This is a genomic window from Bacillus aquiflavi (genome assembly GCF_019915265.1).
In the GTDB taxonomy this organism is placed as follows: domain Bacteria; phylum Bacillota; class Bacilli; order Bacillales; family Cytobacillaceae; genus Bacillus_BT; species Bacillus_BT aquiflavi.
Genome location: NZ_CP082780.1, coordinates 86,189 through 110,163 on the forward strand (window position 1 = coordinate 86,189; position 23,975 = coordinate 110,163).

Sequence of the window (23,975 nt, forward strand, 5' to 3'; positions counted from 1 at the left end):
TGAGCCGGTTATTTCAATAGATGAAACAATTTTGCATGATATTCGCCGAGCCTTCAAAGTTTCTGATGCCTATATTGGCACGGCTGCGTCTGTCCAAACCTTAGCGGACTTTGCTAATCCGGTCGGGACGTATAAAGGGGAAGGTGAGGATCGCCAACGTATCGGCATTCCACTTTGGGTCCATCGTCGCTGCATTGAACCAATGTTCTCTATTGCAAACAGAATTGCTTATCAGAATAAAATGGTGTTAGCCGGAAAAAAAATCGGTGAAGGGCATTGGTATGACTGCACTGGTAATGCTGTACAAGCTCAGTATGTACAAGAGCAAGGCAATTTCATAGTAGAGAAAATAAGAGGTTATTTTGCCACGTTAAATGGAGAAGATTCTACGCCAAGTGTTTTTGTCATTACACCATTCACCGCGGTGAAAGAGGGACTTAAAAACTTGTTGAAACAGCAACTGAAAGGAGAAATCGCTAATATTAGCAAATGGGTTGATCGTTCGATTGGAACAGTGCATACTTTTCAAGGAAAAGAAGCTGATATTGTCTATTTTGTCACGGGTACAGATACTCAAACAGATGGAGCGGCGAATTGGTCGTGTATGAAGCCGAACTTATTAAATGTGGCAGCTACTCGAGCGAAAAAAGAATTTTATGTTGTTGGGGATTTAGCACGTTTTAAGTCTAAACAATATTATGATGTCATTCAGCAAACTTTTGAGGAGTTTAATGAAAAAAAGCTACATGTGCAGGATACTTAATTTATTAACTGAGAAAAGTATTGGGATGACGGGGGATACATCTAAAAAAGGGGAGTTCTTCAAATAGAATCAACTGAAACATGGAAAGAAAGTGAGCTGTCTATGCTTGAAAAGAATAGATAGCAATGGCCCACAATCCTTTGAAAGTAGTTGTCATCCGCCAGTCACTTTCAAAGAAAAACAATAAAATTATATAAGCAGGTGGAGAAAAAGATGTTTTGTTTTTCTCCACCTGCTTTGTTTTAGGGCTTATTGGACAACCCCTCTAGTCTATTATTCAACTTTTTTATGATTAACTTTTTCCAATAGTTCTTTCCAATTTTCAGGGAAGCCAAGATGATGAAAATCTGTATATTCAGTATTTTCTTCAATAAGTGTTTCTATATTTGTAATGAAATTTAATCCATCAGATTTTGTTAACAGTCGCTCAATAATAAAAATAACAGCAAAAATATAATCATTATCAAATCTCTTAGAATCTTCTTTAAACAATTTTGGCGTATAAAAGTTCCATGTTTAAAACTCCATTCATTCTTAATTACATTGTGCAGTAATAAATAACACCTGCCAATGCTGAGATATTATTATCTTATTAATAAGAATGAAAAAGGAAATTCATTAAAAAGTACTTTTGATTATTCCTTTTGTTCATATCATGGAACAATCAAATATTGTCTAATATGGAAGAGACCGTTTTCAAATTGAATCCGATCTCTTCCTCCTTCGTCGTCCATTAACATGTGAATTGATTCTCGAAATCTTTGTAAATGATGATTTCTCACTCATGCAAAAGTAAACATCAAAATATATATTAACATTAGTAGTGAAAAAATAGAAAAAGATAACAAACCTTAACCTTAAAAGGCCTAATGATACGATAAAAGATATAAGGGATAAGAAGAGGTTATACAAAGAACAATTAAAAATATTAATTGGATATATAGAACAATTAGGTAGGGCGGAATAATGCCTTCAATCCTTTTGATATCAAGGATTTGTATGTAAGGTGAAAGTGATTTACTGATATTTTGTTGACATGAAAATATACATCTTTCGTTATTCCATTATATGAATGACCAAGCCTTGACCATGTTTTGTTCGAGTGCGCCACTAGCTTCGACAAGTAGCGAAAAGTGTAGAAACATGTATACATAAATTTAGTATACCCTCTTGACAACTCAAAATGGTATGTTATTCTAATACCGACAGACAGTCGGTCTATGAAAACAAGGAGATGTAAAAATGAGAGTTGTAAAAGAAGCGGAGGAACGTAGGAACGAAATACTTGACGTAGCGGATGAGCTTTTCGCTCAGAAAGGCTTTGACGGCACAAGTACAAAAGATATTCTCGAAAAGGTAGGAATTGCACGGGGAACGCTGTATTATCACTTCAAGTCGAAGGAGGCAATAATGGATGCGCTGATTGAGCGGTATAGTGCCCGTTTTTTAAGCGTGGCGCAGGAAATTGCCGCAGACAAGAGTATACCCTTAAATGAGCGCATTATTCGTGTTGTAATGGCTCTAAACGTAAGTGGCGGAAGTGGCAAGGAAATCAAAGAGCACATTCATAAACCGCAGAACGCGCTTATGCATCAGAAAATACAAAAGGTCATAATTAACAGCGTTCCCCCCATACTGACAGGAATAATTCGCGAGGGTATTGAGCAAGGACTGTTCAACACGCCGTTCCCGTACGAATGCATGGAAATGGTTGTGGCATATATGAATACCGTTTTTGATGATGATATCGTCAAGATGACGAATGAGGAGCGCGTATCACGCATACATGCGTTTATTTTCAACTTAGAAAGGTTGCTTGGTACCGAAAGCGGAAGCCTTATGTACGTAATGCAGATGTTTGGTAGCGAAAATGAAGGCAGTAATAAATAATTCAGAAAATTCCTTCTTAGAAGAATTGATTTCAGCGATTAGAAGCAGGCAATCAGATCGTAAAAAAGCTTTCAAACAAATAAGAGTGATCGAGAGGAGATTGTCTATAGTGAATGAAGTAAAAATAGCAGATTAAAAGTATCGAGAGGAGATTGCATATAGTGAATGAGGTAAAAATAGAAGGTGGGTTTAAAAAATTTCTAATTCTCTGGTTTGGTGAACTGATATCTAATATCGGTTCTGGATTAACAGCCTTTGGTCTTGGAGTGTATGTGTGGCAGATGACACATTCAGCGGTGGATGTCGCAATGGTGGAAATGGCAGCACTTTTGCCGATGATTTTACTAGCTCCAGCTGCGGGTGTTCTTGCAGACCGATTTGATAGAAGATTGCTCATGATGTTGGGAGATATTGTATCGGGGTTTGGACTAATTGTGATGCTCGTGCTTATGCTCACAGGAGATATTCAAGTGTGGCAAATCTGCCTTTGTGTGGGATTTAGTTCCGTATTTTCAGCATTGTTAGACCCAGCATATAAAGCAACGATTACGGATTTATTAACAGAGGAAGAATATGCACAAGCGAGTGGAATGGTGGGAATTGCATCCTCTTCTAAGTTTTTGATTTCACCCATTATTGGTGGATTAATTTTAGCAGTTTCCAGTATGGAAGTGATACTTATTATAGATATTCTTACTTTTGTTGTAACGGTTATTGCTATTCTTTCTGTAAGAAAATCTCTTGCGGTAAAGGCACAGGTTAAGAAAGAATTGGATTTTTTCAAGGATTTAAAAGAAGGATGGCTAATTATTGTCGAATCCAAAGGAGTCATGCTATTAATTGTACTTGTTTCTGTTTTAATGTTTTATATGGGGATTATCCAGGTGCTGTCAAAACCAATGATCTTATCCTTTACCAATGAGAAAACAACAGGAATTCTGCAGACAATTGTTGCCTGCGGTATGATGGTGTCCAGTATCCTGATTGGCAAAGGAATCCTAAAGAGAAACTTTGTGAATGTCATGGTAGGAAGCTTTATTGTATCTGGGATTACGATGGCAGGATTTGGTGCAACAACAAGTATTCCGGTTATTATTATTTCTGGGTTTTTATTCTTTGCATCGTTGCCATTTGCGACTACATGTATTGATGTTCTCATAAGAAAATCGATTGATAATGATAAACAGGGCAGAGCATGGGGACTTATTTCTTTGATTTCTCAGTTAGGATTTGTAGTCGCTTATGTTATTGCAGGAGTTCTTGCAGATTATGTATTTAACCCGGCACTTGTAGAAGGAGGAGTGCTTGCGGATACTGTTGGAAAAATCATTGGAACTGGTGAAACAAGAGGAATCGGATTGTTAATCATTCTTGCAGGACTGGGTCTCATCATTACGGCATTATTCGTATCTAAATCAAAGGGCATCCGTGAAATGGAAACACATAAAGGTGCAGAAGACAGTTTGCAGTCAGAACAACTATCTCAATAATGGGAAATTTTGAAGAAAAGGCATGCAGCAGGCAGGGGGAAAATTATGTTTTTTAAAATTGTAAAGAACGATTTTCTAAGGAACAAAATTGTAACGACGGCCGTATTTGTATTTATTACGATGGCAGTTATTTTGGCAGCAAGTGCTATTAACAACATTGCCAATCTGATTCAGTCGATGTCAGAACTACAGGAACGTGCAGTCCCAGCTGATATTACGCAGATGCATTCTGGAGAATTTGACCAGGATGAAATCGATCAATTTACCGAAAAACAGCGTGAGAATATAGCGATGCAAGAGACGATGGTTCTTCTAACGTTTGATGGAAGTAATATTCATTTTGGTGAAGATCAAACGATGGCAGGAACTGTACAGGATATTTCATTTGTTGTACAGAATTAAAAATTTGATTTTATATTAAATCTCGATAATGAAAAGCTGGATGTAATGGAAGGGGAAGTCGCGGTTCCCATCTATTTCATGCAACAATATGACTTAAAAATCGGCGAGACGATTACAGTGAAAAATGGAGAATATGAAAAAGAGTTTGTCATTTCAGATTATGCACGAGATTATGAGATGAACTCTTCCCTCACTTCTTCAAAACGGTTTGTTCTGAATCAGGCTGACTATGACGAAATGCGTAAAATGCAGGCAGGCGAACTAGAATATCTCATCGAATTCAAACTAAATGAAAACGGGGATTCCCAGGCTGTGCAGACTGCTTATATCGAAGCTGGACTCCCAGCAAATGGTCCTACAGTCGGAGGAAAGATCTTCTTAATATTTAATGCCATGTCAGATGCGGCAGTGGCAATGGTCATTATACTTATTAGTATTCTGTTAATTATTATTGCATCACTCTGTATCAGACTGACGTTTCTGGCAACGATTGATGAAGATTTAAGAGAAATCGGTGTAATGAAAGCAATAGGTATATCCAAAAAGGATATAAAGAAAGTATATCTTAACAAATACAGAATTATGTCAGTAATAGCAGGTATTATAGGCTATCTGCTTTCCTTTGCAGTAGTAAATCTGTTTAACGGTAATATGAGACTTTACATCTCATCAGATTTATCAGGAAATTTAAAATATGTACTCTCTCTTATCGCTCCATTAATGATTTATTTCATGATTGTGATGTACTGTAAGAAAGTACTGAAAAGAATCGATAAGATTTCTGCGGTAGAAGCCTTACGTTCAAATATTATGGAGCGTGGAAAGAATCGAAAATACAGTTTTCCACTGCTTAAGAACAAATTTTTCAGCACCAATATCTATATGGGACTGAGGGATGTATGGAAACGATTCAAATTATACAGGCTACTGTTCTTTATTTTTATCGTATGTACGTTTATTGTCATACTTCCTATAAATATTTATAACACCATGAATTCACCAGAATTTTCGACATACATGGGAATAGGAAAATCCGATATGAGAATCGATCTTCGAAAGACAGATACGATAACAGAAGATTTTAAAAAACTGCAGGAAGAGCTGAAGAATGATTCCGATGTTGAAAAGTATGCGGCCTACATCACAAGTTCATACCAGGTCAAAAATGCGGAAGGTTCCTGGGACTATATTAATATTGAACTCGGAGATTTTTCCGTATTTCCATTAAAATACCTAGAAGGAAGAGCACCGCAGGCTGAAGGAGAAATCTCACTATCTTATGCAAATGCGTCAAAGGACGCATTAAATAAGAAAGTAGGAGATGAAGTAGTAGTAAAGGCTGGCGGGAAAGAAAAGACGTTAAAAGTAACTGGTATTTATCAAGATATTACAAATGGCGGAAAAACAGCAAAGGCACATACGAGTCTTGGTATAAATAAAGAGGCCGTTCTTTGGTATATTGTGAGCATGGATGTGGCTCCCGGCGTTGATACTCAAGAGAAAATGAACTACTATCAGACTGCCTATGACTCTGCACAAGTAAATGATATTAAAGAATATACACAACAGACTCTTGGAAATATTATTGATCAGATGAGCACCATTGTCATAGGTGGAATTGCCATTGCAGTCATCATTATTGTATTGATTACTGCATTATTCCTTCGGATGTTATTGTCAAAGGATATGTCTCAGATTGCCATTATGCGAAGTATGGGATTAACTTCTAAAAAAATTAGCCATCAATATATGGCAGGTACTTTAATGATACTTGTATTGGGAATCATATTTGGGGTTTTAGCTTCTAATTATTTAGGGGAGTTTTTAGTAAGTATGGCCATGTCCTCTATGGGAGCTGCAAAAATTGAATTAGTTAATGTTGTCTGGCAGACTTGGCTGCTATGTCCATTAGCACTAATTATAGCAGTCGGATTTACTATATCTGTATCCTGTAAGGTAGCAGTAGAGGATGATATATCTGTCGTTTTAAGAAGCTAGAACTGCCGAAAAAGATCTAGGCAGAAGCGTATCTGCGAAGGTGGAAAAATTTCCTGCGTAAAGGCATCGATATGGATTTCCAAAACAAAGGCATTCTAGGTGTCTCTGTGGATATATATTTGACATTGGAGGAATATACATGAGCATTATATTAGAAGCAAATAGTATGAACAAAAAAGTAGAGTTAGCAAAAGATAATGAGCTTCATATCTTAAAAGATATAAACTTGAAGATAGAAGAAGGTGAATTCGTCTCGGTCATGGGACCATCCGGAAGCGGGAAATCAACACTGCTTTATAATATAAGCGGTATGGATAGAATTACTTCTGGTAGGGTCAAATTTAAAGGTCGTGAAATCGGCAAACTAAAAGAAGAAGAACTGGCGAAGATTCGACTGAATCACATGGGATTTATCTTTCAGGATATTAATCTATTAAAGAATCTCTCACTAATTGACAATGTGATGTTTCCTGCTCTTGTATCAAAAGATGCGGATAAAAATACGGTATATCAAAAGGCAAAAAAACTATTAGAAATGACAGGCATTGAAAAACTAGCAAATAATAGTATCACTCAAGCCTCTGGTGGACAGCTACAGAGAGTTGCTATTTGCAGAGCTTTGATCAATGATCCAGATATCATATTTGGAGATGAACCGACCGGAGCATTAGATTCCAAATCGACAGCAGATATTATGACAATTCTTGCAGAGATTAATAAAAAGGGAACAACCGTCATGCTCGTTACGCATGATGCAAAGGTGGCAGCAAAAACCGAAAGAGTATTATTTATGGTAGATGGAAATCTTGTTGCAGAGAAGAAAATGAGTAAATACGATAAGCAGCATGGCGATATTAAGAAAAGAGAAGAAAGCATTATGAAATGGTTAGTGGAAAATGGATTCTAATTTTTCATTGGCATCAAGTTCTTAGGGAAATGTATGAAGTTAGTTCAAAAGGGAAAGTTAGGAATGTTTGCAAGGGAAGACACGCTAACAATTTTGCTAATGCAAAAAGTAAAGAGTGACACAATCTCGTTATACCATTGGATTTGCAATAACCTTGATATACCGCTTTTTCGCATACATTGATACACTATTACCTAATGGGCAGCATGATGTAAGGAGAACATGCATCAAGGGTTAGAGCACATTTCATCAAACCATGGTCGTTTTATTGGTCATAAGCGCCAGTAAAATTACTCTAAATATGGAGGTCTTTCATTAATTCATAGAATTTTTGAAGACCTTTTTTCCTAGTCCTCTTGTTAGATGTCCGTATATATTTCGTCTGCCGTTGCGATGGATGAATGACCTAACCCGTGTAATATAACTCTCATGTTCACACTTGCTTAATAGATAGTGAAGCATACGTATGGCGTTATATGCTTATTTAGATTTGGCATACGAGATAGTAAAGGTTGAAGATGGTTAGAAAACTGTTTAATTGTAGGATATCCCTCTGAGCAAGTGAAGACAAACCCTTGATCCTTGTAGGTTCGACGCTCTTTTTATAAATTGCTACTGTTTAACTTTAAGGTGCTATTCCGATGTTGCTGTAATCATTGGTGATCTGGTAATCTATAACTATTTGTTACTGAAATCAAACAGCGTGTGAGTTTGTGGAAAAATATTGAAAGTCATCGAACAAATTAATGAGAAATTTGATCAGTTTAAGTTATTAGTTTCACAGGAAGTAAAAGAGGCTCAACAATTGGAGAGTGATGGGTTATCTCCGCAACAGGAAGTTATGATGTTTTAATATCATTCGCAATGAGCGGGTAACATCTGACATGTACTTGCTACATTAACAAAAATTATTGACTAAGAGTAAAGAAAAGGATTTTAGTGATATAATGGGGAATAAATTAACACAATTAGCCAATAGCATTAATTTTTCTTCTGAATAGCCATCAAACAGATGCTGTCCAATCCTTTCACAATATGTGACGCTGAGCAAACTTTAATCTTAGATGGACTCAAAAAATCATGCCAAATTTTTTCTAGCCGAACTGGGTAATTATAAGATCGTGAACAACTATGTTGTAGTTTTAACTTATAAGCACTGGGATCATAGCTTTTGGTGCAAAGAAACTGGGTATGTTTCTGTTTGCCGATAAGAAAAGAAAATCGTATCTTAAAGAAATATAAAATTCCAAGGAGGGTTCTTTTATGGATGAAAAGAAAAAAGCCTTAATAATAATAGACGTGCAAAAAGCTTTCGATCATAAAAAATGGGGGGAGCGAAATAATCTAAATGCAGAGGGAAACATTAGTACAATACTAAAATTATGGAGAGAAAAAGGATGGACAGTGATACACATACAACACACGTCAGATGATCCTAGTTCTTTATTTTATCCGCAGAATAAGGGCTTTGCTATAAAAGAAATAGTTAAACCAATTGATGAAGAAATGATTATAACAAAAAAAGTAAATAGTAGTTTTATTGGTACTAATTTAGAAGAGTTTCTAAAAGTAAATGGAATAAAAACAGTTGTGATAACTGGTTTGACTACACCCCATTGTGTATCTACAACTACAAGAATGAGTGGTAACTTAGGTTTCAATACATACTTGATTTCAGATGCAACAGCAGCCTTTGGTATGAAGGACCAAAATGAAAAGTATTATGATGCAGAAACGATACACACTATATCTCTAGCTACGTTGCATAACGAATTTGCTACAATACTTACAACAGAGAAACTAATAAACAATTTTATTAAATAAGACTATTATATTGAATCAATTGGTAATTTAATTGAGAAAGAATGACAGAAATAATCAATCTTTTTGTTTTCACATATTTTCATGCAAGCTTATAGTTAGCATAACACGTTATTAACGGCTTGTATCACATTCAAAACTTCAATGGTCTCCTAATGGATGGATAGACCGCTTTAAAGGCGTGGCTACAAATAATTACCTTGCTCGGTTCTTATTTGTCGATAGTCGTTGTAACGCAAGCATAATTCGCATATTAAACAATTTCTACTAACGTCTTTTGTATTTGAAATGAAGCAATTTATAATATTCTACGATTATCTAAATTATCCTTATTCAACTGGGCAGAAGAAATGAAATTTTGAATGATAAAAGGATGAAAAGCTATGACAAATAACGTAAAACAGAGAAAAATAATTTTAGATTTAGCAGTTACTTTAGATGGTTTTATTGAAGGGAAAAATGGAGAAGTTGATTGGTGTATTATGGACCCTGATATGGGGTTCACTGATTTTTTGAATCAGATTGATACTATTTTATATGGTAGAAAAAGCTACGATTTATGGGGACAATATACTCCAAAAAATGAAGACTCTGATACCGAAAAGGAAATTTGGAAATTGGTTCATGGTAAAGAGAAATATGTGTTTTCTAGAACACGAAAAGAGACTGATAATCAAGCAATATTTATAAATAATAATATTTTTGAAGAAGTAAATAAATTGAAGAAAAAGCCTGGTAAAGATATCTGGCTATATGGTGGAGCCAGTCTCATTACAACCTTTATAAATTTAGGGCTTGTTGATGAATTTAGATTATCGATTCATCCTGTTGTTTTGGGAGAAGGCAAACCGTTGTTTATTGATATAAAACAGAGAATAAATTTAAAAATGGTTAATATAAGAACGTTCTCTTCTGGCGTTGTGCAAATAATCTATCATCGGAATGGTAATTAATAATATTTCCCACCCCAAAGAAATATTGTAATAAATATTATAAGGCAATACTCGACAGCAGTTGTCGCTTATTCAACTAAATGAAAAACTAACAAATAAAGGTTTTGCTTTTATATTATGGGATTACCAACATAAAATTTTAACAGAGCCTTCACATAAAAAGTATATGAAAGATACAATTGATTAGCGTTCACAGTTAAAAAGAGATGCTTTTGAGTGTCTCTCTGACTGTTGATAAACGCTCGCATTCCTCGTTGTAAGTTCATGAATCATATGCTCTATTCGTTTTCCATTTACCGACAGTTTTCCATTCAGTTTGAGTAAATCAATTAAATCTTTTTAGAAATCTAAAAAAGTAAAAATAGCAAAAAGAAAGGTAAAGCAATTGCATACATCTTAATAGATCTCGAGTGTTCGATTCTTTAACGAGTAAGCAGTGCCACTTTTGCAAATAATTTTTCTTTTTGTTGTAACGAAGTGTTAATTAAAGAGTGAGGGTTTTGTATGAAAAAGATAGTTCTTCTGTTTGTCGTGATATGTTTGTTAGTAGTGGGCTGCTCAAGCGAAAAAAAGATCGCCAATTATGTTAAGGAAAACATTAATGAGCGGTACGGAATTGAAGCTGAAATTATAGATATGAAACCGCAAGAAGTCTATGGTTCTATATTTGTTATTATCATTAGTGGGGTTGTAGGATTTTTTGGCGGTGAATCTTATGATTTAGTATTGGAAACGACCGACGAGCCAGTAATTACTTTTGATGCTTATTGCTCGGAAGGAGAGATTCACTCATATAGTGATAATTACATCGATAAAAAGTATGAATGGCTAGTGGAAAATGATAAGGATTACGCAAAGCAGGTTGAGGCGCTGGCGCAACACGGAATAAAAGATATTGAAGTTACTGGCGGAAATGAAGATATCCTTTTCAAGGCTTCTTATGAAAATAGTGATTTACAGGCAAAGGAGATGCTAGGTCTCTTTCGTGACATGGGCTCCAAAATTTTAGAGAATGTCCCTTTTGAAGTTTCGCTGGCATTTGACGTTGAAACAAAGGATTATTCTAACAGCGAACTAGGAACAAAACAAATTAACCTTGAGATTTATTCTAATCAATTGGATAATGCAAAAGAGATGGTGGAAGTTTTAGCTGATGAATTAGCAGTTATTCAATCTAACGAGGCGATGTCGGATGAAATCGTGAAAAAACTTGAGGGATTGAATTTTGATGTCTCATCGAGCCTTAATGAGACCTATGGAAGAAATGAAGTTGATTTAACTATGTATCAGCATAGTATTTGGCTTCGTTCAAAGGAAAATCTTAATTGGGAACATTTAGTTAAAGCACTAAATATAATGAGAGATGCGGGAATGAGCGAGGCTTATGTAGAATTAATTTCCGAATTTGGATTTACAGATGCTTGCCTGTTAAAGGAATTAGAAGATGAAGATGATATAAAGAGCTGCTTTATGAAATAAACTTACGTCATATACATGAGCTAAGGACAAGGCTTCAATTATGAGCGGTATAAGGTAACCATGCCTGCATGACAGTGATATGAAGGATTTTCCTTCTTAGGGATTTTAATTTTTAAAAAACTATATTTCTAGAGACTTTCATTCGTTTAGTGAATGGAACAATCATTTACTTGGATTGCACCCAATATGAACAGGGGTGTAAACGGTGTGATCTTACCAAAATAAAAAGAAGTATACCTTTAAAAAAATATTCATAATTGATTGCCAAACGTAATTGTTGGGTTTTGTTCAGTAGAATGATCATTATTTCTCGTTTAAATTGGTTCAACCACTAGCAATAAAGTGTCAAATTAAATAAAGTCCTAATAAGTGCATAATGGTATTATAAAAATTAGTAAGGAAAGTGGAAATTCAATATCGTTTCTATAAAATTCTTCTTAATAACATTTAGATTTTTAACTAACAGTATCAATTTTTTTACCAAAACTCAGTAAGAACCACTTTTATTTTGTAATAAAAAGGACTAGTTAGTATTATTTATTGATAATAACTCAACTTTCGCAGCCCAAATTAGGCAGGTACGCCTTGATATAATTAGGCAATCCGGCAAACCATTGTTGTAGTTGACTTTTGATTAACTTTTTGAATTTCTTATTTGTTTTTTCCAAGGCATCTTCAAGAAGCTCGATAAGTTGTTGAAGTGCAACAGCCCAATCAAGCTCATTTATTTCGTCACAAAGTTCGTAAAAACATACCACCAAGTGTGCGGTCATCTGTGCTGCAGCGATTTTGCCATGATAAAAGAATATATCTTGCAAATACAATGGTTGAATGGCTTATAAGTGAATCATAAGACCTGCCTTGAAATTCCTTTTGTAATTTTAGTAGCGATTTTGTAGCCTTGAAAAAGACTTCAATATCCCAGCGCATCCCATAAATTCGTATGATTTCTGTCTCTGTTAACGTGCAATCTGTGCTTAAAATGGCTAACCATTCACTTCTTTTGTTACGGTTTCGGACGAATACAACTTTTACCTGGACACCATTTGCCATCGTTGTACGAATGGAGCGCAAGATGTTTTTATTTCCTGATGTAGGTGTCGCTAGGCGGTAAAGTTCTTTTAACCCGACTCGCTTTTCATTTACTAGATAACGTTGATTCGTGGCCTTAACCATACCGATGACATCGATGCCTTGTTTCACGATAGATTGAATAAGGGGTTGTTGGGTAAACCAACTGTCCATTAACACGTAAGAAGCATCAATTCCTGCAGAAAGTGCTCGGGAAATCATAGATGGTATCTGTTCTGGCGCAGTTTGTAGTGCTTCTACACGTCTTTTATAACCTAAAGTGCGTTTGTCTACTTTATCCGAGATGTCATTTATTCTAGACTTCTTTGAGCTTAATAACGAGAAATCAATTGGCATGAAGGTAGCACCATCAGACCAGCCTAGCGTAAGCATACGAAAGCCTTTATAAAAACGCATTTTATGAGATGCATGGTCAAAACAGCGCGCAAGCAATTCCACCTTTTTACTACGGTTTCGTTCATATGAAGAATCATCAATGATCAATACTTTTGGACGGTCACTTTTGGTCAAGCGATTGACTTTATAAATAGTTGCTGTGCTTAGTAAAAGTAAAAATCGACGCCAAGAAAATTTGGAATGATTTAAAAAGCGATAAATAGTATCTTTCTCGGGAAGGTTTTCAGATTTCTTACTCTCGAGTAGACGAAACCAATTTTTTTTTGTTCAAATATCAAACAAAAAACAAGCTTGAAAAGATATGCACAAGAGAACCCGAAGTCTTTTGTAATTCCAGCATTCCGTAAGTGTTTAAGGATCTGTAATTCATTAAATGCAGATTTCAAATCATTTGGTAGTTGATTATTTTGGTCATTATTCGCTATCATAGTAGGAGGCACCTCATCTATTTGGTAGTTTTTTTTCTCGACAATTAAACTATACCAAAGGTTGGGGTGTTTTTCTTTTATAAATACTTTTGTCAAGGAACATAATGAAGTACTGAATGTCTTATACCGGATAACGATTATATGTTATTTTTACACTGCGAAAGTTGAGTAATAATGACACATAAGGAAGATGTATATAATGTAGAAATTCATTTAGAGGTGATTCATCATGATGAAAGAAAGATTTAAAGTAATTCCTGCTGTACATATATTCTTAGTAAAAGATAATCAAATCCTTCTATTAAGAAGGTACAACACAGGTTACGAAGACGGAAAATATAGCGTCCTCGCTGGTCACTTAGATGGCGATGAAGACGTGATTTCTGCTGCACAACGGGAGGTTTTAGAAGAAGGCGGGATTAATGTCGCCTACGAAGACTTTAAAATCGTGGGTGTGATGCACCGTAAAGCTAAAGAAGAACGTATCGACTTCTTTTTAACCGCAAATAAATGGCAAGGAGAAGTTGTCAATATGGAACCAAACAAATGTGATGAACTGAAATGGTACCACTTCGACGAATCATAATTCCGTACATTCAAAGAGCAATTGATAATTATAAAGCAGGCAGAGCATTTGATATATATGGATTCTAATATTTTTACAGCAAGAAGTAATAATAAGTTGATAAACGGATCATAAAATATCTGAAATGAGCAACCTAAAGGAAAAAGGGGTAAAAACTTTATTTGCTGTACCCCAAAAATATCCACCAGGATGTTTTACTGTAATAGAAGATCCATTTGGCAATAAAATAGAGTTGTTTCAATTTTCTAGGTAAAATCCAAGGGTTGAATTTGATATTGTACTAGACTCGCATCTTTACGATAAAAGAGAATAAGGGAGTGTTTTAATCTTCATCATTTATGATATCTTTTAGTACATAGAGAATTTTACTTAACCAATTCATATTGAAATCGTTTAATCCCCAATAGTGTTCTTGTATAAGATTTGGAATCGTAGCATAATAGTTAGTTCTTCCCTCACTTTCTTCTTTTAGTTCTAAAATCCACGATTTTACTAAATCTGTTATAACGCATACGTTAGCAGACCGAATAAATATTAATGCTGGATAGAGGGATTTAGGCTCCATGATCCGTTTGTAAAAAACTTCATATATTTTATCTGACAGTTGTTTTTTCCCTTCAGGAGTAATTTGATATACGGTTCTGCTTGGACGATTAGCTCTTGTTTTACCTCAATAATGCAATTTTCCTTCTTCAATTTCCGAATAGCATGATAAAGGTTTCCGTCTGTGACGGGAATGAGTTTATCCCAGTTGTTTTCTAAAATAATTTTTTTTATTTCATAAGGATGGTAAGAATTTGTTTCTAAAAGGCCGAGAATAATAATTTGGATAGACATTATTTTTTTCTCCTTTCATAAGCTTTATACTTTGCGCAAAGTATATTAACTAGTATCATTATAATCAATAGGAGGGGATTTTATGAACTTAGAAGGTAAAGTTGCATTAATTACAGGTGGTGCCGGCGGTATCGGTAAAGGGATTGCCACTGCAATGATTAAACATGGTGCAAAAGTTGTCATTGTTGATATTAATAAAGAAGCAGGAATGAGTACGCAACGTCAGTTGAGTGAGTTTGGCTCGATTCATTTTATGGAAAAAGATATTTCTTTAAGAGAGTCTGCTAGTGAAATAATCAATGAAGCACTTGCTCAATTCGGTCAATTAGACATACTTGTCAATAATGCCCATGCATCAAGGCAGGCGCCATTTATTGAAACGACACCACAGGATTTTGAGTTATCCTTTCATACAGGATTTTACCCTACAGTGAATTTAATGCAAGCAGCATATGAACAGCTGAAAAAAAATAAAGGGTTTGTCATTAATTTTGCATCTAGAGCTGGAATATCTGGTCAGGTTAATCAATCCTCTTATGCATCAGCAAAAGAAGCGATACGGGGACTCACTAGAACCGTCGCAAACGAATGGGCTAAGGACGGAATTAATGTTAATTTAATCTCTCCGATTGCAAAAACAGAAGGTGTACAACAATGGAGAGAGAAGTTTCCCGAACAGTATGAAAAAGTTGTCAGCGGTATCCCGCTTGGACGGATGGGAGATCCGGAAAAAGACATAGGTGAAGTAGCTGTATTTCTAAGCAGTGAAAGCAGCTCTTATATTACTGGTCAAACGATAATGGTAGATGGTGGAACGCTTAAATTAACTTAATTATATACAATAAAATAGGGAACCCATACTCATGGCTTCCCTACTTTATTTATTGAGCAGAGAAACCGCCATCGATAACTAATTCTGCTCCAGTAATATAGGAGGCATCATCTGAAGCTAAAAATAAAACTGAACGGGCAACGTCATCCGCTGTGCCAAGTCTTTGCAGCGGTGTTGCACTAATTAATCGCTTTAAAATCTCACTTGATTCTGTTAACTTTTCTGTCATCGGTGTTTTAATAATCCCTGGAAAAACAGCATTTACTCTTATTCCATCCTTTCCATATTGGGCGCTTGCTGCTTTTGAGATCGCTCGAACAGCACCTTTTGAAGCAGTGTAAGTGTTTGTACCCATTCCAATTAAGGCCGTATAACTAGAAATATTTACAATCGACCCATATTGCTGTTTTACCATATGTGGCAACACATGCTTCATTCCTGCGAACGGACCGAAACTGTTAACTCTCATCATCGTATCCCAATCATCAATTGTTATCTCATGCATTGGCTTTTCACTGGAAATCCCAGCATTATTAATGAGGATATCTATTCTTCCATGATCAGAAATGACTTCATCAACGGCTTTTTGCCAATCAGCTTCTGAGGTAACATTCAATATTTTACCTTCTACACAATCGTGACGACTTACAATTTCAAGCTTTGCTTTATTAATATCCGCGGCGATCACATAACCGCCTTCCTCGACAAAAAGCTCTGTCATCCTTTTTCCCATTCCTGATGCTCCGCCAGTAATAAAAGCAATCTTATTTTCTAATTTACCCAATACTTTCTCCTCCTTTTCCTTTCTCTACTCTTATTATAATAAATTAATTACTTTGTACAAAGTATATTGTTGAGGTAATAAATGTAATATTAAAAGTGAAAGAAAATGAAGCATTGCCTAAACGAAAGAGAAATGTTTTCGAAGATAATGCTTAAGTAAAGATCCTTTTTTTAAATTAATTATGTGATAAGTTGTATGAGATTATACAATGTTTTTCATAAGCATTAGGAAAAAACTATGAATAGAAGCTATGATGATTTATAATTATTGAATCATTTCGTGTTTATCAAATTAGTGTTGGATTGAAGGATATCGATTAAGATTTTTTAGATGAGTTGAAAGACTTATTCAATCATGGTGATCATACTTTACGGAATTTAGCGGATAGATAATTGAGGTAGAACTATGATGAGGTATTTAACCGAAAAAATGTTATTATAATCAATGATTTAATAATAAAGCGCCATACACCAAAGAAGAAGGCAGGCTGTAAAGAATTTTCTAGTACTTTAAATTGATCAACATAAAGCGTATTCGGTAAAGATGCCAACTCTGCTCTGTTGGAAAAGCCATAGGTTTTATTTTGAAGTATTGTGCAAAATCATTCTTTCCATCATACAAATAAATGACTATGAAACAATTTTATGGTTGAATGGCTCTATTTATTAAATAAGCACCGTTTAAAGAAATAACGGTGTAGATATAACATACCGAAATAATATGTTTTTGTAATGGGTTTTTCAGCTTTATTTTTTATACTTTGTTTTTTATGTAAATAAATGGGTTAATGTAGATTTTTAAAAGAGATCTCCCGTTAGTTCGTTAAACTGTTGAGAAACCTCTTACAAACACTTTAACCGCACATTGTTGCCAGTGCTTTTTGTACATCATAAATACTGTCATCTCTTTTGAATTGCTTCGTAATAGGTTCTGAAAGACCTGAAATCCAGATTTTTAATTCTGAATCTAAATCAAAATGTCCGGCAGTTTCAACACTAAAATGAATGATACTTTTATAAGGAATTGAATGATATTCGATTTTTTTGCCTGTCAGGCCTTGTTTATCCACTAACAATAAACGTTTATTCGTAAACACAATCATATCCCTAATCAATTTAAACCCAGCTTCAATTTCCTCGTTTTTAGCTAATAACGGAGCTAATTCTTTTGTTGCTTCATCCTTACTGTACGTAGAGGCATTTCCAATTACACCGCTTAGAAATCCCATCTTCATCCTCCTTAAAAGTTCATGTTATTTATGTAAATAACCTATAAAAATCATCCGATCAAAAGAGTTTACAAATTTTCAGTTCGCATTTGTAAAAATGAAAGTTAGCTATCTGAAATAGGTAGTACCTAGGAAATCTAAATCTCTTCTTAAGTGAATTATACCGTAACAATGATGGCTTTTAAATAAATTAATAATGATTATTTTGAGATGATTGAACTTATTATAAACTACAATTTTTACAAAACGAAAAGAAATTCCCCTTTTCTTTTCGTTTATTCTCCTTTTGCTGGATAAATAAGATAAAATAATGATTATTTAAGGGAGAAAAAGGTGGATAGATAAAGCGAAAGCGAAACATTAAAGATTTTTTTTCCGATACTCCATCTGCGCATAAGCGTCATGTTGATGAATCGATTCTTCATTTTTGCATTCGATTTTAAAGGCTTGCACCCAGTTTGTCAGATACAAATCTGCCGCAATGAGACGGATAAGATCCTCTACAAATCTTGGATTTTCATAAGCTTGTTCAGTGACTTTCTTTTCATCGGGTCTCTTTAATACAGGATGCAGTCTCGCACTTGCATTGGATTCGATTATTTCTAACAGTTCTTCTTTAAAGTTTTCTGGGAAGGATGTGTGCTTGTATGTTTCGATTTCCACCGTTACGACTCCCCGTTGGTTATGGGCGCTGTATTCACTAATTTCTTTTGAACATGGACAAAGAGTAGTAGTCAATGTGGTCATTTTTACTTTTTCTGACCAATCTAGTCCTTCCTCGTATGTTAATTGTAATTGGATATCCGCTTTCATTAATCCGGTTAATCCCATTTGTGGGCTTTTTCTTTCAAAGAACCAAGGGAAAGCAACTTGGATGGTGGAGCTTCTTTGTTGCATCCGTTCTGTTAGGCATTTCGTCAAGTCTTTTAACGTTGAGAAATCCATCTGTAATCCCTCTTGGTAAAATTTATGCAGGACTTCAGGAAGGCGGCTCATGTTAATCCCTTTTTGTTCACGGTTTAAACCGGTCGTCAAAGTAAAAGAGCCGACGGACTGCTGTTTAAATGGTTGTAAGCTAGAGTTGATTTTAACTGGATACGTTAGATTTTTTATTCCTACTTGATCAATGTTGAAAAAGTAATCTTGCTCTATGTTTTGCAAATCTTTCATACATTCTTTATTTGTAGGTTTCGTACCCTTTATAGGATCAACGGAACCGAAGTAACGATGCCGTTCTTTTTTTGATGGTAGGGAAAGTTTTCGCATAGTATTTTATCTCCTTTTAATCGTAATGATTCCTATTTATTATGTTATTGGTTATTATAAAAATCAAGAATAAAGTTTATTAAATAGACAATCATCATTGCATAAATGGTAAAATAAATAGTATATTTAAATCGTGATGATTACGTTTTGTTATACTTAACAATGAGGAGGAGAAAAAATGAACCTTAACGATTTTGAAAAAAATGTGAACATCAATCACGCAAAACAAGGAGAAACCACGTTGAAATGATTTTTTTTCACATAAAATACATGATAAAAATCCTGCATGCGGTGCTGTTATAACAATGTATGCCAGATTAAAGAGAATACTGCAGAAGATATCTCATTTATTGGTGAGGGGTGCTTGATCAGCATGGTGTCTTCTTCGATGTTTACAACAATCGGAAAGGTAAATCTATTAAACAATTGGAGAAGTTGTCTCGTCTAGTGGAAGAAATGATCGTGAAAGGGAAAGAAGTCGACGATAGTCTGCGATAAGCTTGGATATTCATGAACTTCCTGCAAGGTATAATTGCGCTTTAATGCCATGGCAGGCAATTATCAAATTAATAAAGACAAAAACTTTATAAAATAAAAAGGAGAGGTTGAAAGTTGGCGACTTGGAATTTAAGTGAAACAAAGCATCACATTTTTATTTGTAACGGCAGTAGCTGTCATCATGCAGGTGCGGAGGAAGTAACCCAAGCAATAAGAGGAGAAATAGCAGATCGTAATCTTGATCAGCAAATTCACACTACGAGAACACGTTGTAATGGAAGATGTCAGGACAAATGTGTAGTTATTGTCTATCCTAAGGGAAATTGGTATCGGGAAATAAAGCCTGTGGATGCACCCCTCTTGATAGATTCATCGATCGATAATAACGACATGACAAGGAAGATTAGCCATGTTGTTGGGAAAGAAGGGTTCATTATCCAACCGGGTGCGGCAGAAGGAAAAAAAAAAGAAAAAGAGAAAGTGAAGAAAGTCTCCAAAAAGCTATTATGACAATATTAGACTTAATCATTCAGATGCTAAAAAATATAAAAATATTGCTAAGCTAACATTTTTGCATGGAAAAAACGATGCTCTCAAAACTGGCTATCAAGCTGTTTTTTGCCATTTTTTATTAAAGACAAAATGGGATTGAAGAGCTCCGATGACGATTCGTGGTGTCTTTGGAGTTTTTCTCATTTCTTTCGCTCCATTACCTTCTGAATTGGTTAGCAAAGAGAAAATCTATAACTTAAACAAGGCCTGAAAATGAGTGATTTATATAGGAAATGGCGAAGAACCGTTTTTTGTTTATTTACCCGAATATAAATAAATTGATAATTACATGATAACATTATATAAAATAAAAGATAAAAAGTTATACACATATGTGATGTGATCGTTCAATTTTATTGACAAGTTACTCTTCTCTTTTACTTTTTCAGTTGTATGTCTATGAGATGTTTCCTTTTTTGCAAGTTCTGGGTACGAAATATCCTCTTCTATGGTTACAATTACCTTCTAGTAAGCAGTCCTCAGGTGTACGATCTTGTACGATCAAAGTTTCGCCCTTACTAATAATCTAAAAGCCTCTTCTAAACATGATTTTAAATCAGCAATATGATGAATCAACGCCCTGTCTAATATAATATCGTATTCTTCATTAGGTAAACGAGAATCTAAAGCATTTCCAACGGCAAAAGATATATTTCGGTACTCCTTACCATTTTTTTTTGCTACACTAAGCATTTGCTATGAGAAATCAACGGCAGTTACTTCAGACACTAACGCTTTTGAATAAATTCCGCCACCATAACAATATCTAATACCTTCTTAATGTTGGTATTAACGAGCTCCCTTAGTTTCGTTAGCCATGTTTCATCAACTTGCCTCTTGGCATAAGATGTACGGTTCTTTTCATGATTGAAATTGATAGACATAATAAATACCTCTTTTTGTTTTAAGAAACTAATTTACTATATTTTCAAATAACAAGAAGTATTTTTAATAATATTTGATAAATATCTTGGATTTTATGAAATATATAGATTCATCACCTAAAGTCAGGGGGGATTCTACTTGAAAAGTATGCTTCATTGTCAAACATAAAGATTTCTAAGAATAAAATGAGATAAATATGTAGCTTTTTTTGATGATGAATCCGAAGCTTTATTGTCAACCCTAGGTTTCGGTGATGAGCTAAATATATACCGATCATTTCTAATTCGAAAAAGATAGTGAAGTATGTGTTCGTATTTACATGCCAAAAAACACAGATTCGGCAGTTCCAAATGTTCCCCCTTCGAAAATTGTAACCTTTAGTTAATATTTTGTTAATGTTGGACTCTTATTATAAAGCTGTTGTCAAATTTAGGGGGAAATCATGATGCAGTTTATTTGTATAGCGAGACTATTTAGTTTTACTAGATTCTCGAATGGAGGATGCTAGCTTTTCCGTTTGGGATCTGATTTTATTCTTTAGTTGATTGCTATCCGTGCAAATGGCTCATTTGAATCAGCGGATTTTATATTGCTGCTTTAAATGTATAAGAAGAGAAGGGTGTGTGACGAATGAGTAATAGTAGTTTAAAAGGTAAACGGTTATGGTGGTGGTCCGTAGGCATCTGGCTTGTCGTGATGATTGTACTTTCCGGTGTAGCTCCGGGTGGCAAGGAATTTGCAGAACCTTTAAAAAACAGCGGATTGCCTGCCGATTCAGCATCGATTATTGCAGATCGTCAGTTGGAGAAATATTTTCCGCAAGATGAGGGGATGCCGTTATTTGCAGTATTTCATGACGAAAAGGGCTTATCAGAAGAGGCAATCCTTAAGTATGCAGCGGCATTGGAAGAAATGGATATGAAGTCTCCGTATGGTACGGCTAAAGTCATTCCATTAACTAAATTGAAGCCGGAGCAACGTGCATCGTTCATATCCGAAGACAAAAAGACATTTTTTATTCCTGTTACAATTCCTAATGATCTTGAAGCGAAAGAATTAAATACATTTATTAAGTCAATAAAAAAAGATTTTAATAAAAAAATCGATCATGATGTAGAAGTCTCTTGGACAGGTCCAGCTGGTATTGCAACTGATGCAATTGAACTATTTAGCTCGGCAAATGTTGTTTTATTGTTATCAACGATCGGTCTTATCCTAGTGTTGCTTCTTATCATTTACCGTTCACCGTTGTTGACACTGATCCCACTGCTTGGAGCCGCAATTGTGTATGCAATAGTGGATCGGTTAATCGGACTGACTGCTTCGTGGAATTGGTTTAACGTGGAGAACCAAGCTCTCTCAATTATGACGATTTTATTATTTGCGGTTGTGACAGATTATTCATTGCTTATCTTCTCTCGTTATCGGGAAGAGTTAAAAACGCATGAGTCGGTGAATGAGGCTATGCATGTTACGATGCGTGGCGTGAGGGAACCTATCTTTTTCAGTGGAAGTACAATCTTAACTAGTATGGCGACGTTATTTTTCGTCTTTTATGAACCGTATCGTAATTTCGCGCCTGTATTCATTATTGCGACAGTAGTAATGTTACTTGCTGGTTTGACGTTGTTGCCAGCTATGTTCGCATTGTTTGGCCGAAAAGCATTTTGGCCGATTATCCCTAAATATGGAGAGGCAACAGTTGAAAAGACGACGATTTGGGGTAAAGTTGCTAATGCAGTTATAAAGAAGCCAATTATATTTATGGTGTCAATTATGCTTCTGCTCTTATTAGGGACTTGGAATGCAAGCAATTTGGAGGAATCGTATGATCTTATTCAATCGTTCCCTGAAGATCTTTCATCCCGCGTTGGGTATGAACGCCTTGGGGAGGCATTTTCAGAAGGGAACTTAGCGCCTGGAAATTTACTTTTTGTTTCCGACAAGGAAATAGACATGCAAAAGCTTCAAGAAGTTGTTAAGAAGATTGAAGACAGACCGGGTATTGATCAAGTGACAGTCCAAGGAAATCCGATAACAGCCGATAGCAAAAGCGCTAAGTTTTCGGTAACGTTCGAAGGTAATCCATATGAGAAGAAAGCATTTGAAACTGTCAATAAATTAAGGGACGAAAGCGATGCGATACTAAAGGATGCCGGATTTGAAAATACACAGCTTTTCGTAGCGGGAGAAACTGCAAAGAATGCAGATTTGACTAAGATTAATGCGCATGATACTTGGCTTGTTATGATTGCAATGACAATTTTAATTACAGTGATGCTAGGTTTACAAACGCGTTCCGTCATTGCGCCAATCTATATGGTAGGCACAATTTTATTATCGTTCGCTGCGACAATGGGGCTTTCAATTTTCTTGTTTAAACTATTTTTGGATGTAGATGCGATCTCTTATAGACTGCCGCTCTATTCATTCGTATTCCTTGTAGCGCTTGGGGTCGACTATTCGATTATGTTAATCGCGAGAATACGGGAAGAGATTAAATTGATGCCATTTAAGGATGCTGTTCGACGAGGACTTGAAAAGACAGGCGGTGTCATCAGTTCAGCAGGGTTAATTTTGGCGGCGACCTTTCTAGTATTAGCTACAATGCCGATATATGAGTTGAAATTATTTGGGTTCATTATGGCAATTGGAATTTTAATCGATACATTCATCGTTCGACCGTTACTTATTCCTTCTATATTAATGTTGCTTGGCAAGTATAGTTTTTGGCGAAAAAAAAAAATAAATAACTAGATAAACAGTCGTTCACGAGCCTCGTCTGTCAATAGTCTGAAACGTTACTCAGTTTATGAGTGACGTTTCTTTACTTTGAAATGATATTTTAGAACGAATGATGATACGATATTTATCAGTATGAAACCAAT

Annotated in this window: 22 protein-coding genes and 2 pseudogenes; 16 read left to right on the top strand and 8 right to left on the bottom strand. The window is 35.2% G+C overall.

What is annotated here, in order from left to right; translation table 11 throughout:
* Positions 1-31: 31 nt before the first annotated feature.
* Positions 32-763, top strand: coding sequence for a DEAD/DEAH box helicase (locus K6959_RS00500; RefSeq protein ID WP_163243165.1), 732 nt, complete (start codon positions 32-34; stop codon positions 761-763).
* A 273-nt stretch (positions 764-1,036) separates the two neighbouring features.
* Here K6959_RS00500 and K6959_RS00505 read toward each other — a convergent pair whose 3' ends face one another.
* Positions 1,037-1,255 carry an Abi family protein gene (locus K6959_RS00505; RefSeq protein WP_163243164.1) on the bottom strand — a complete coding sequence of 73 codons (219 nt, stop codon included), beginning with the start codon at positions 1,253-1,255 and terminating at the stop codon, positions 1,037-1,039.
* Between the two features lie 750 nt (positions 1,256-2,005).
* On the opposite strand from K6959_RS00505, the gene K6959_RS00510 reads away from it, so the two are divergent.
* The 10 genes and pseudogenes from K6959_RS00510 to K6959_RS00545 all read left to right on the top strand — a co-directional run bounded on the left by K6959_RS00510 (position 2,006) and on the right by K6959_RS00545 (position 11,703).
* Positions 2,006-2,653, top strand: a complete 648-nt coding sequence (locus K6959_RS00510; RefSeq protein ID WP_163243163.1) for a TetR/AcrR family transcriptional regulator — start codon at positions 2,006-2,008, stop codon at positions 2,651-2,653.
* A 161-nt stretch (positions 2,654-2,814) separates the two neighbouring features.
* On the top strand, positions 2,815-4,143 hold the full coding sequence (locus K6959_RS00515) for an MFS transporter (RefSeq protein WP_163243169.1): 1,329 nt from the start codon (positions 2,815-2,817) through the stop codon (positions 4,141-4,143).
* A gap of 45 nt (positions 4,144-4,188) precedes the next feature.
* On the top strand, positions 4,189-4,545 hold the full coding sequence (locus tag K6959_RS18570; RefSeq protein WP_262421843.1) for a hypothetical protein: 357 nt from the start codon (positions 4,189-4,191) through the stop codon (positions 4,543-4,545).
* Positions 4,546-4,590: 45 nt separating this feature from the next.
* Positions 4,591-6,543, top strand: a complete 1,953-nt coding sequence (locus K6959_RS00520) for an FtsX-like permease family protein (protein WP_262421844.1) — start codon at positions 4,591-4,593, stop codon at positions 6,541-6,543.
* A 139-nt stretch (positions 6,544-6,682) separates the two neighbouring features.
* Positions 6,683-7,450 (top strand): ABC transporter ATP-binding protein, encoded by a 768-nt coding sequence (locus K6959_RS00525; RefSeq protein ID WP_163243162.1) that lies wholly within the window; start codon positions 6,683-6,685, stop codon positions 7,448-7,450.
* A gap of 724 nt (positions 7,451-8,174) precedes the next feature.
* Positions 8,175-8,303: a hypothetical protein gene (locus K6959_RS18575; protein ID WP_258561198.1), complete on the top strand. Its 129-nt coding sequence runs from the start codon at positions 8,175-8,177 to the stop codon at positions 8,301-8,303.
* 410 nt (positions 8,304-8,713) lie between these two features.
* Positions 8,714-9,274, top strand: a complete 561-nt coding sequence (locus tag K6959_RS00530) for a cysteine hydrolase family protein (protein WP_163243161.1) — start codon at positions 8,714-8,716, stop codon at positions 9,272-9,274.
* A gap of 104 nt (positions 9,275-9,378) precedes the next feature.
* Positions 9,379-9,633, top strand: a pseudogene (locus K6959_RS00535) (hypothetical protein); the annotation flags it as partial.
* A gap of 21 nt (positions 9,634-9,654) precedes the next feature.
* Complete coding sequence (locus tag K6959_RS00540) at positions 9,655-10,224, top strand: dihydrofolate reductase family protein (protein WP_163243160.1); 570 nt, start codon at positions 9,655-9,657, stop codon at positions 10,222-10,224.
* 504 nt (positions 10,225-10,728) lie between these two features.
* Positions 10,729-11,703 carry a hypothetical protein gene (locus tag K6959_RS00545; RefSeq protein WP_163243159.1) on the top strand — a complete coding sequence of 325 codons (975 nt, stop codon included), beginning with the start codon at positions 10,729-10,731 and terminating at the stop codon, positions 11,701-11,703.
* 551 nt (positions 11,704-12,254) lie between these two features.
* Here K6959_RS00545 and K6959_RS00550 read toward each other — a convergent pair.
* Positions 12,255-13,619: pseudogene (locus K6959_RS00550) on the bottom strand (IS4 family transposase).
* Between the two features lie 229 nt (positions 13,620-13,848).
* Here K6959_RS00550 and K6959_RS00555 point away from each other — a divergent pair.
* On the top strand, positions 13,849-14,205 hold the full coding sequence (locus tag K6959_RS00555; RefSeq protein ID WP_163243410.1) for an NUDIX hydrolase: 357 nt from the start codon (positions 13,849-13,851) through the stop codon (positions 14,203-14,205).
* Between the two features lie 534 nt (positions 14,206-14,739).
* On the opposite strand, the gene K6959_RS18580 is transcribed toward K6959_RS00555, so the two are convergent.
* A complete protein-coding gene (locus tag K6959_RS18580) occupies positions 14,740-15,042 on the bottom strand; it encodes a PadR family transcriptional regulator (protein ID WP_246234935.1) in 303 nt (100 codons plus the stop codon).
* Between the two features lie 82 nt (positions 15,043-15,124).
* On the opposite strand from K6959_RS18580, the gene K6959_RS00565 reads away from it, so the two are divergent.
* A complete protein-coding gene (locus K6959_RS00565) occupies positions 15,125-15,874 on the top strand; it encodes an SDR family NAD(P)-dependent oxidoreductase (RefSeq protein ID WP_223087331.1) in 750 nt (249 codons plus the stop codon).
* 49 nt (positions 15,875-15,923) lie between these two features.
* Here K6959_RS00565 and K6959_RS00570 read toward each other — a convergent pair whose 3' ends face one another.
* The 3 genes from K6959_RS00570 to folE2 all read right to left on the bottom strand — a co-directional run bounded on the left by K6959_RS00570 (position 15,924) and on the right by folE2 (position 19,152).
* Complete coding sequence (locus tag K6959_RS00570) at positions 15,924-16,658, bottom strand: SDR family NAD(P)-dependent oxidoreductase (protein ID WP_223087333.1); 735 nt, start codon at positions 16,656-16,658, stop codon at positions 15,924-15,926.
* Between the two features lie 853 nt (positions 16,659-17,511).
* Complete coding sequence (locus K6959_RS00575) at positions 17,512-17,886, bottom strand: PH domain-containing protein (protein WP_163243413.1); 375 nt, start codon at positions 17,884-17,886, stop codon at positions 17,512-17,514.
* A 360-nt stretch (positions 17,887-18,246) separates the two neighbouring features.
* Positions 18,247-19,152 (bottom strand): GTP cyclohydrolase FolE2, encoded by a 906-nt coding sequence (gene folE2 / locus K6959_RS00580; RefSeq protein WP_163243414.1) that lies wholly within the window; start codon positions 19,150-19,152, stop codon positions 18,247-18,249.
* A 360-nt stretch (positions 19,153-19,512) separates the two neighbouring features.
* Between folE2 and K6959_RS00585 the strand changes: the two genes are divergently transcribed.
* Together K6959_RS00585 and K6959_RS00590 are read left to right on the top strand one after the other, a co-directional pair.
* Positions 19,513-19,650: a hypothetical protein gene (locus K6959_RS00585; RefSeq protein ID WP_163243415.1), complete on the top strand. Its 138-nt coding sequence runs from the start codon at positions 19,513-19,515 to the stop codon at positions 19,648-19,650.
* 114 nt (positions 19,651-19,764) lie between these two features.
* On the top strand, positions 19,765-20,160 hold the full coding sequence (locus tag K6959_RS00590; RefSeq protein WP_223087335.1) for a (2Fe-2S) ferredoxin domain-containing protein: 396 nt from the start codon (positions 19,765-19,767) through the stop codon (positions 20,158-20,160).
* 543 nt (positions 20,161-20,703) lie between these two features.
* Here K6959_RS00590 and K6959_RS19730 read toward each other — a convergent pair.
* Positions 20,704-20,895, bottom strand: coding sequence for a class I SAM-dependent methyltransferase (locus K6959_RS19730; RefSeq protein ID WP_163243417.1), 192 nt, complete (start codon positions 20,893-20,895; stop codon positions 20,704-20,706).
* Between the two features lie 35 nt (positions 20,896-20,930).
* Complete coding sequence (locus tag K6959_RS00600) at positions 20,931-21,086, bottom strand: hypothetical protein (protein ID WP_163243418.1); 156 nt, start codon at positions 21,084-21,086, stop codon at positions 20,931-20,933.
* Between the two features lie 631 nt (positions 21,087-21,717).
* On the opposite strand from K6959_RS00600, the gene K6959_RS00605 reads away from it, so the two are divergent.
* Positions 21,718-23,844, top strand: coding sequence for an MMPL family transporter (locus tag K6959_RS00605; protein ID WP_223087336.1), 2,127 nt, complete (start codon positions 21,718-21,720; stop codon positions 23,842-23,844).
* Positions 23,845-23,975: the final 131 nt, after the last annotated feature.

What these genes read in the sequence shown, in the direction of transcription:
- K6959_RS00510 (WP_163243163.1), top strand. Translation starts at nt 2,006, where the DNA reads ATGAGAGTTGTAAAAGAAGCGGAGGAACGTAGGAACGAAATACTTGAC.
- K6959_RS18570 (WP_262421843.1), top strand. Translation starts at nt 4,189, where the DNA reads ATGTTTTTTAAAATTGTAAAGAACGATTTTCTAAGGAACAAAATTGTA.
- K6959_RS00520 (WP_262421844.1), top strand. Translation starts at nt 4,591, where the DNA reads ATGGAAGGGGAAGTCGCGGTTCCCATCTATTTCATGCAACAATATGAC.
- K6959_RS00525 (WP_163243162.1), top strand. Translation starts at nt 6,683, where the DNA reads ATGAGCATTATATTAGAAGCAAATAGTATGAACAAAAAAGTAGAGTTA.
- K6959_RS00530 (WP_163243161.1), top strand. Translation starts at nt 8,714, where the DNA reads ATGGATGAAAAGAAAAAAGCCTTAATAATAATAGACGTGCAAAAAGCT.
- K6959_RS00540 (WP_163243160.1), top strand. Translation starts at nt 9,655, where the DNA reads ATGACAAATAACGTAAAACAGAGAAAAATAATTTTAGATTTAGCAGTT.
- K6959_RS00545 (WP_163243159.1), top strand. Translation starts at nt 10,729, where the DNA reads ATGAAAAAGATAGTTCTTCTGTTTGTCGTGATATGTTTGTTAGTAGTG.
- K6959_RS00555 (WP_163243410.1), top strand. Translation starts at nt 13,849, where the DNA reads ATGATGAAAGAAAGATTTAAAGTAATTCCTGCTGTACATATATTCTTA.
- K6959_RS18580 (WP_246234935.1), bottom strand. Translation starts at nt 15,042, where the DNA reads ATGTCTATCCAAATTATTATTCTCGGCCTTTTAGAAACAAATTCTTAC.
- K6959_RS00565 (WP_223087331.1), top strand. Translation starts at nt 15,125, where the DNA reads ATGAACTTAGAAGGTAAAGTTGCATTAATTACAGGTGGTGCCGGCGGT.
- K6959_RS00575 (WP_163243413.1), bottom strand. Translation starts at nt 17,886, where the DNA reads ATGGGATTTCTAAGCGGTGTAATTGGAAATGCCTCTACGTACAGTAAG.
- folE2 (WP_163243414.1), bottom strand. Translation starts at nt 19,152, where the DNA reads ATGCGAAAACTTTCCCTACCATCAAAAAAAGAACGGCATCGTTACTTC.
- K6959_RS19730 (WP_163243417.1), bottom strand. Translation starts at nt 20,895, where the DNA reads ATGCTTAGTGTAGCAAAAAAAAATGGTAAGGAGTACCGAAATATATCT.
- K6959_RS00600 (WP_163243418.1), bottom strand. Translation starts at nt 21,086, where the DNA reads ATGTCTATCAATTTCAATCATGAAAAGAACCGTACATCTTATGCCAAG.
- K6959_RS00605 (WP_223087336.1), top strand. Translation starts at nt 21,718, where the DNA reads ATGAGTAATAGTAGTTTAAAAGGTAAACGGTTATGGTGGTGGTCCGTA.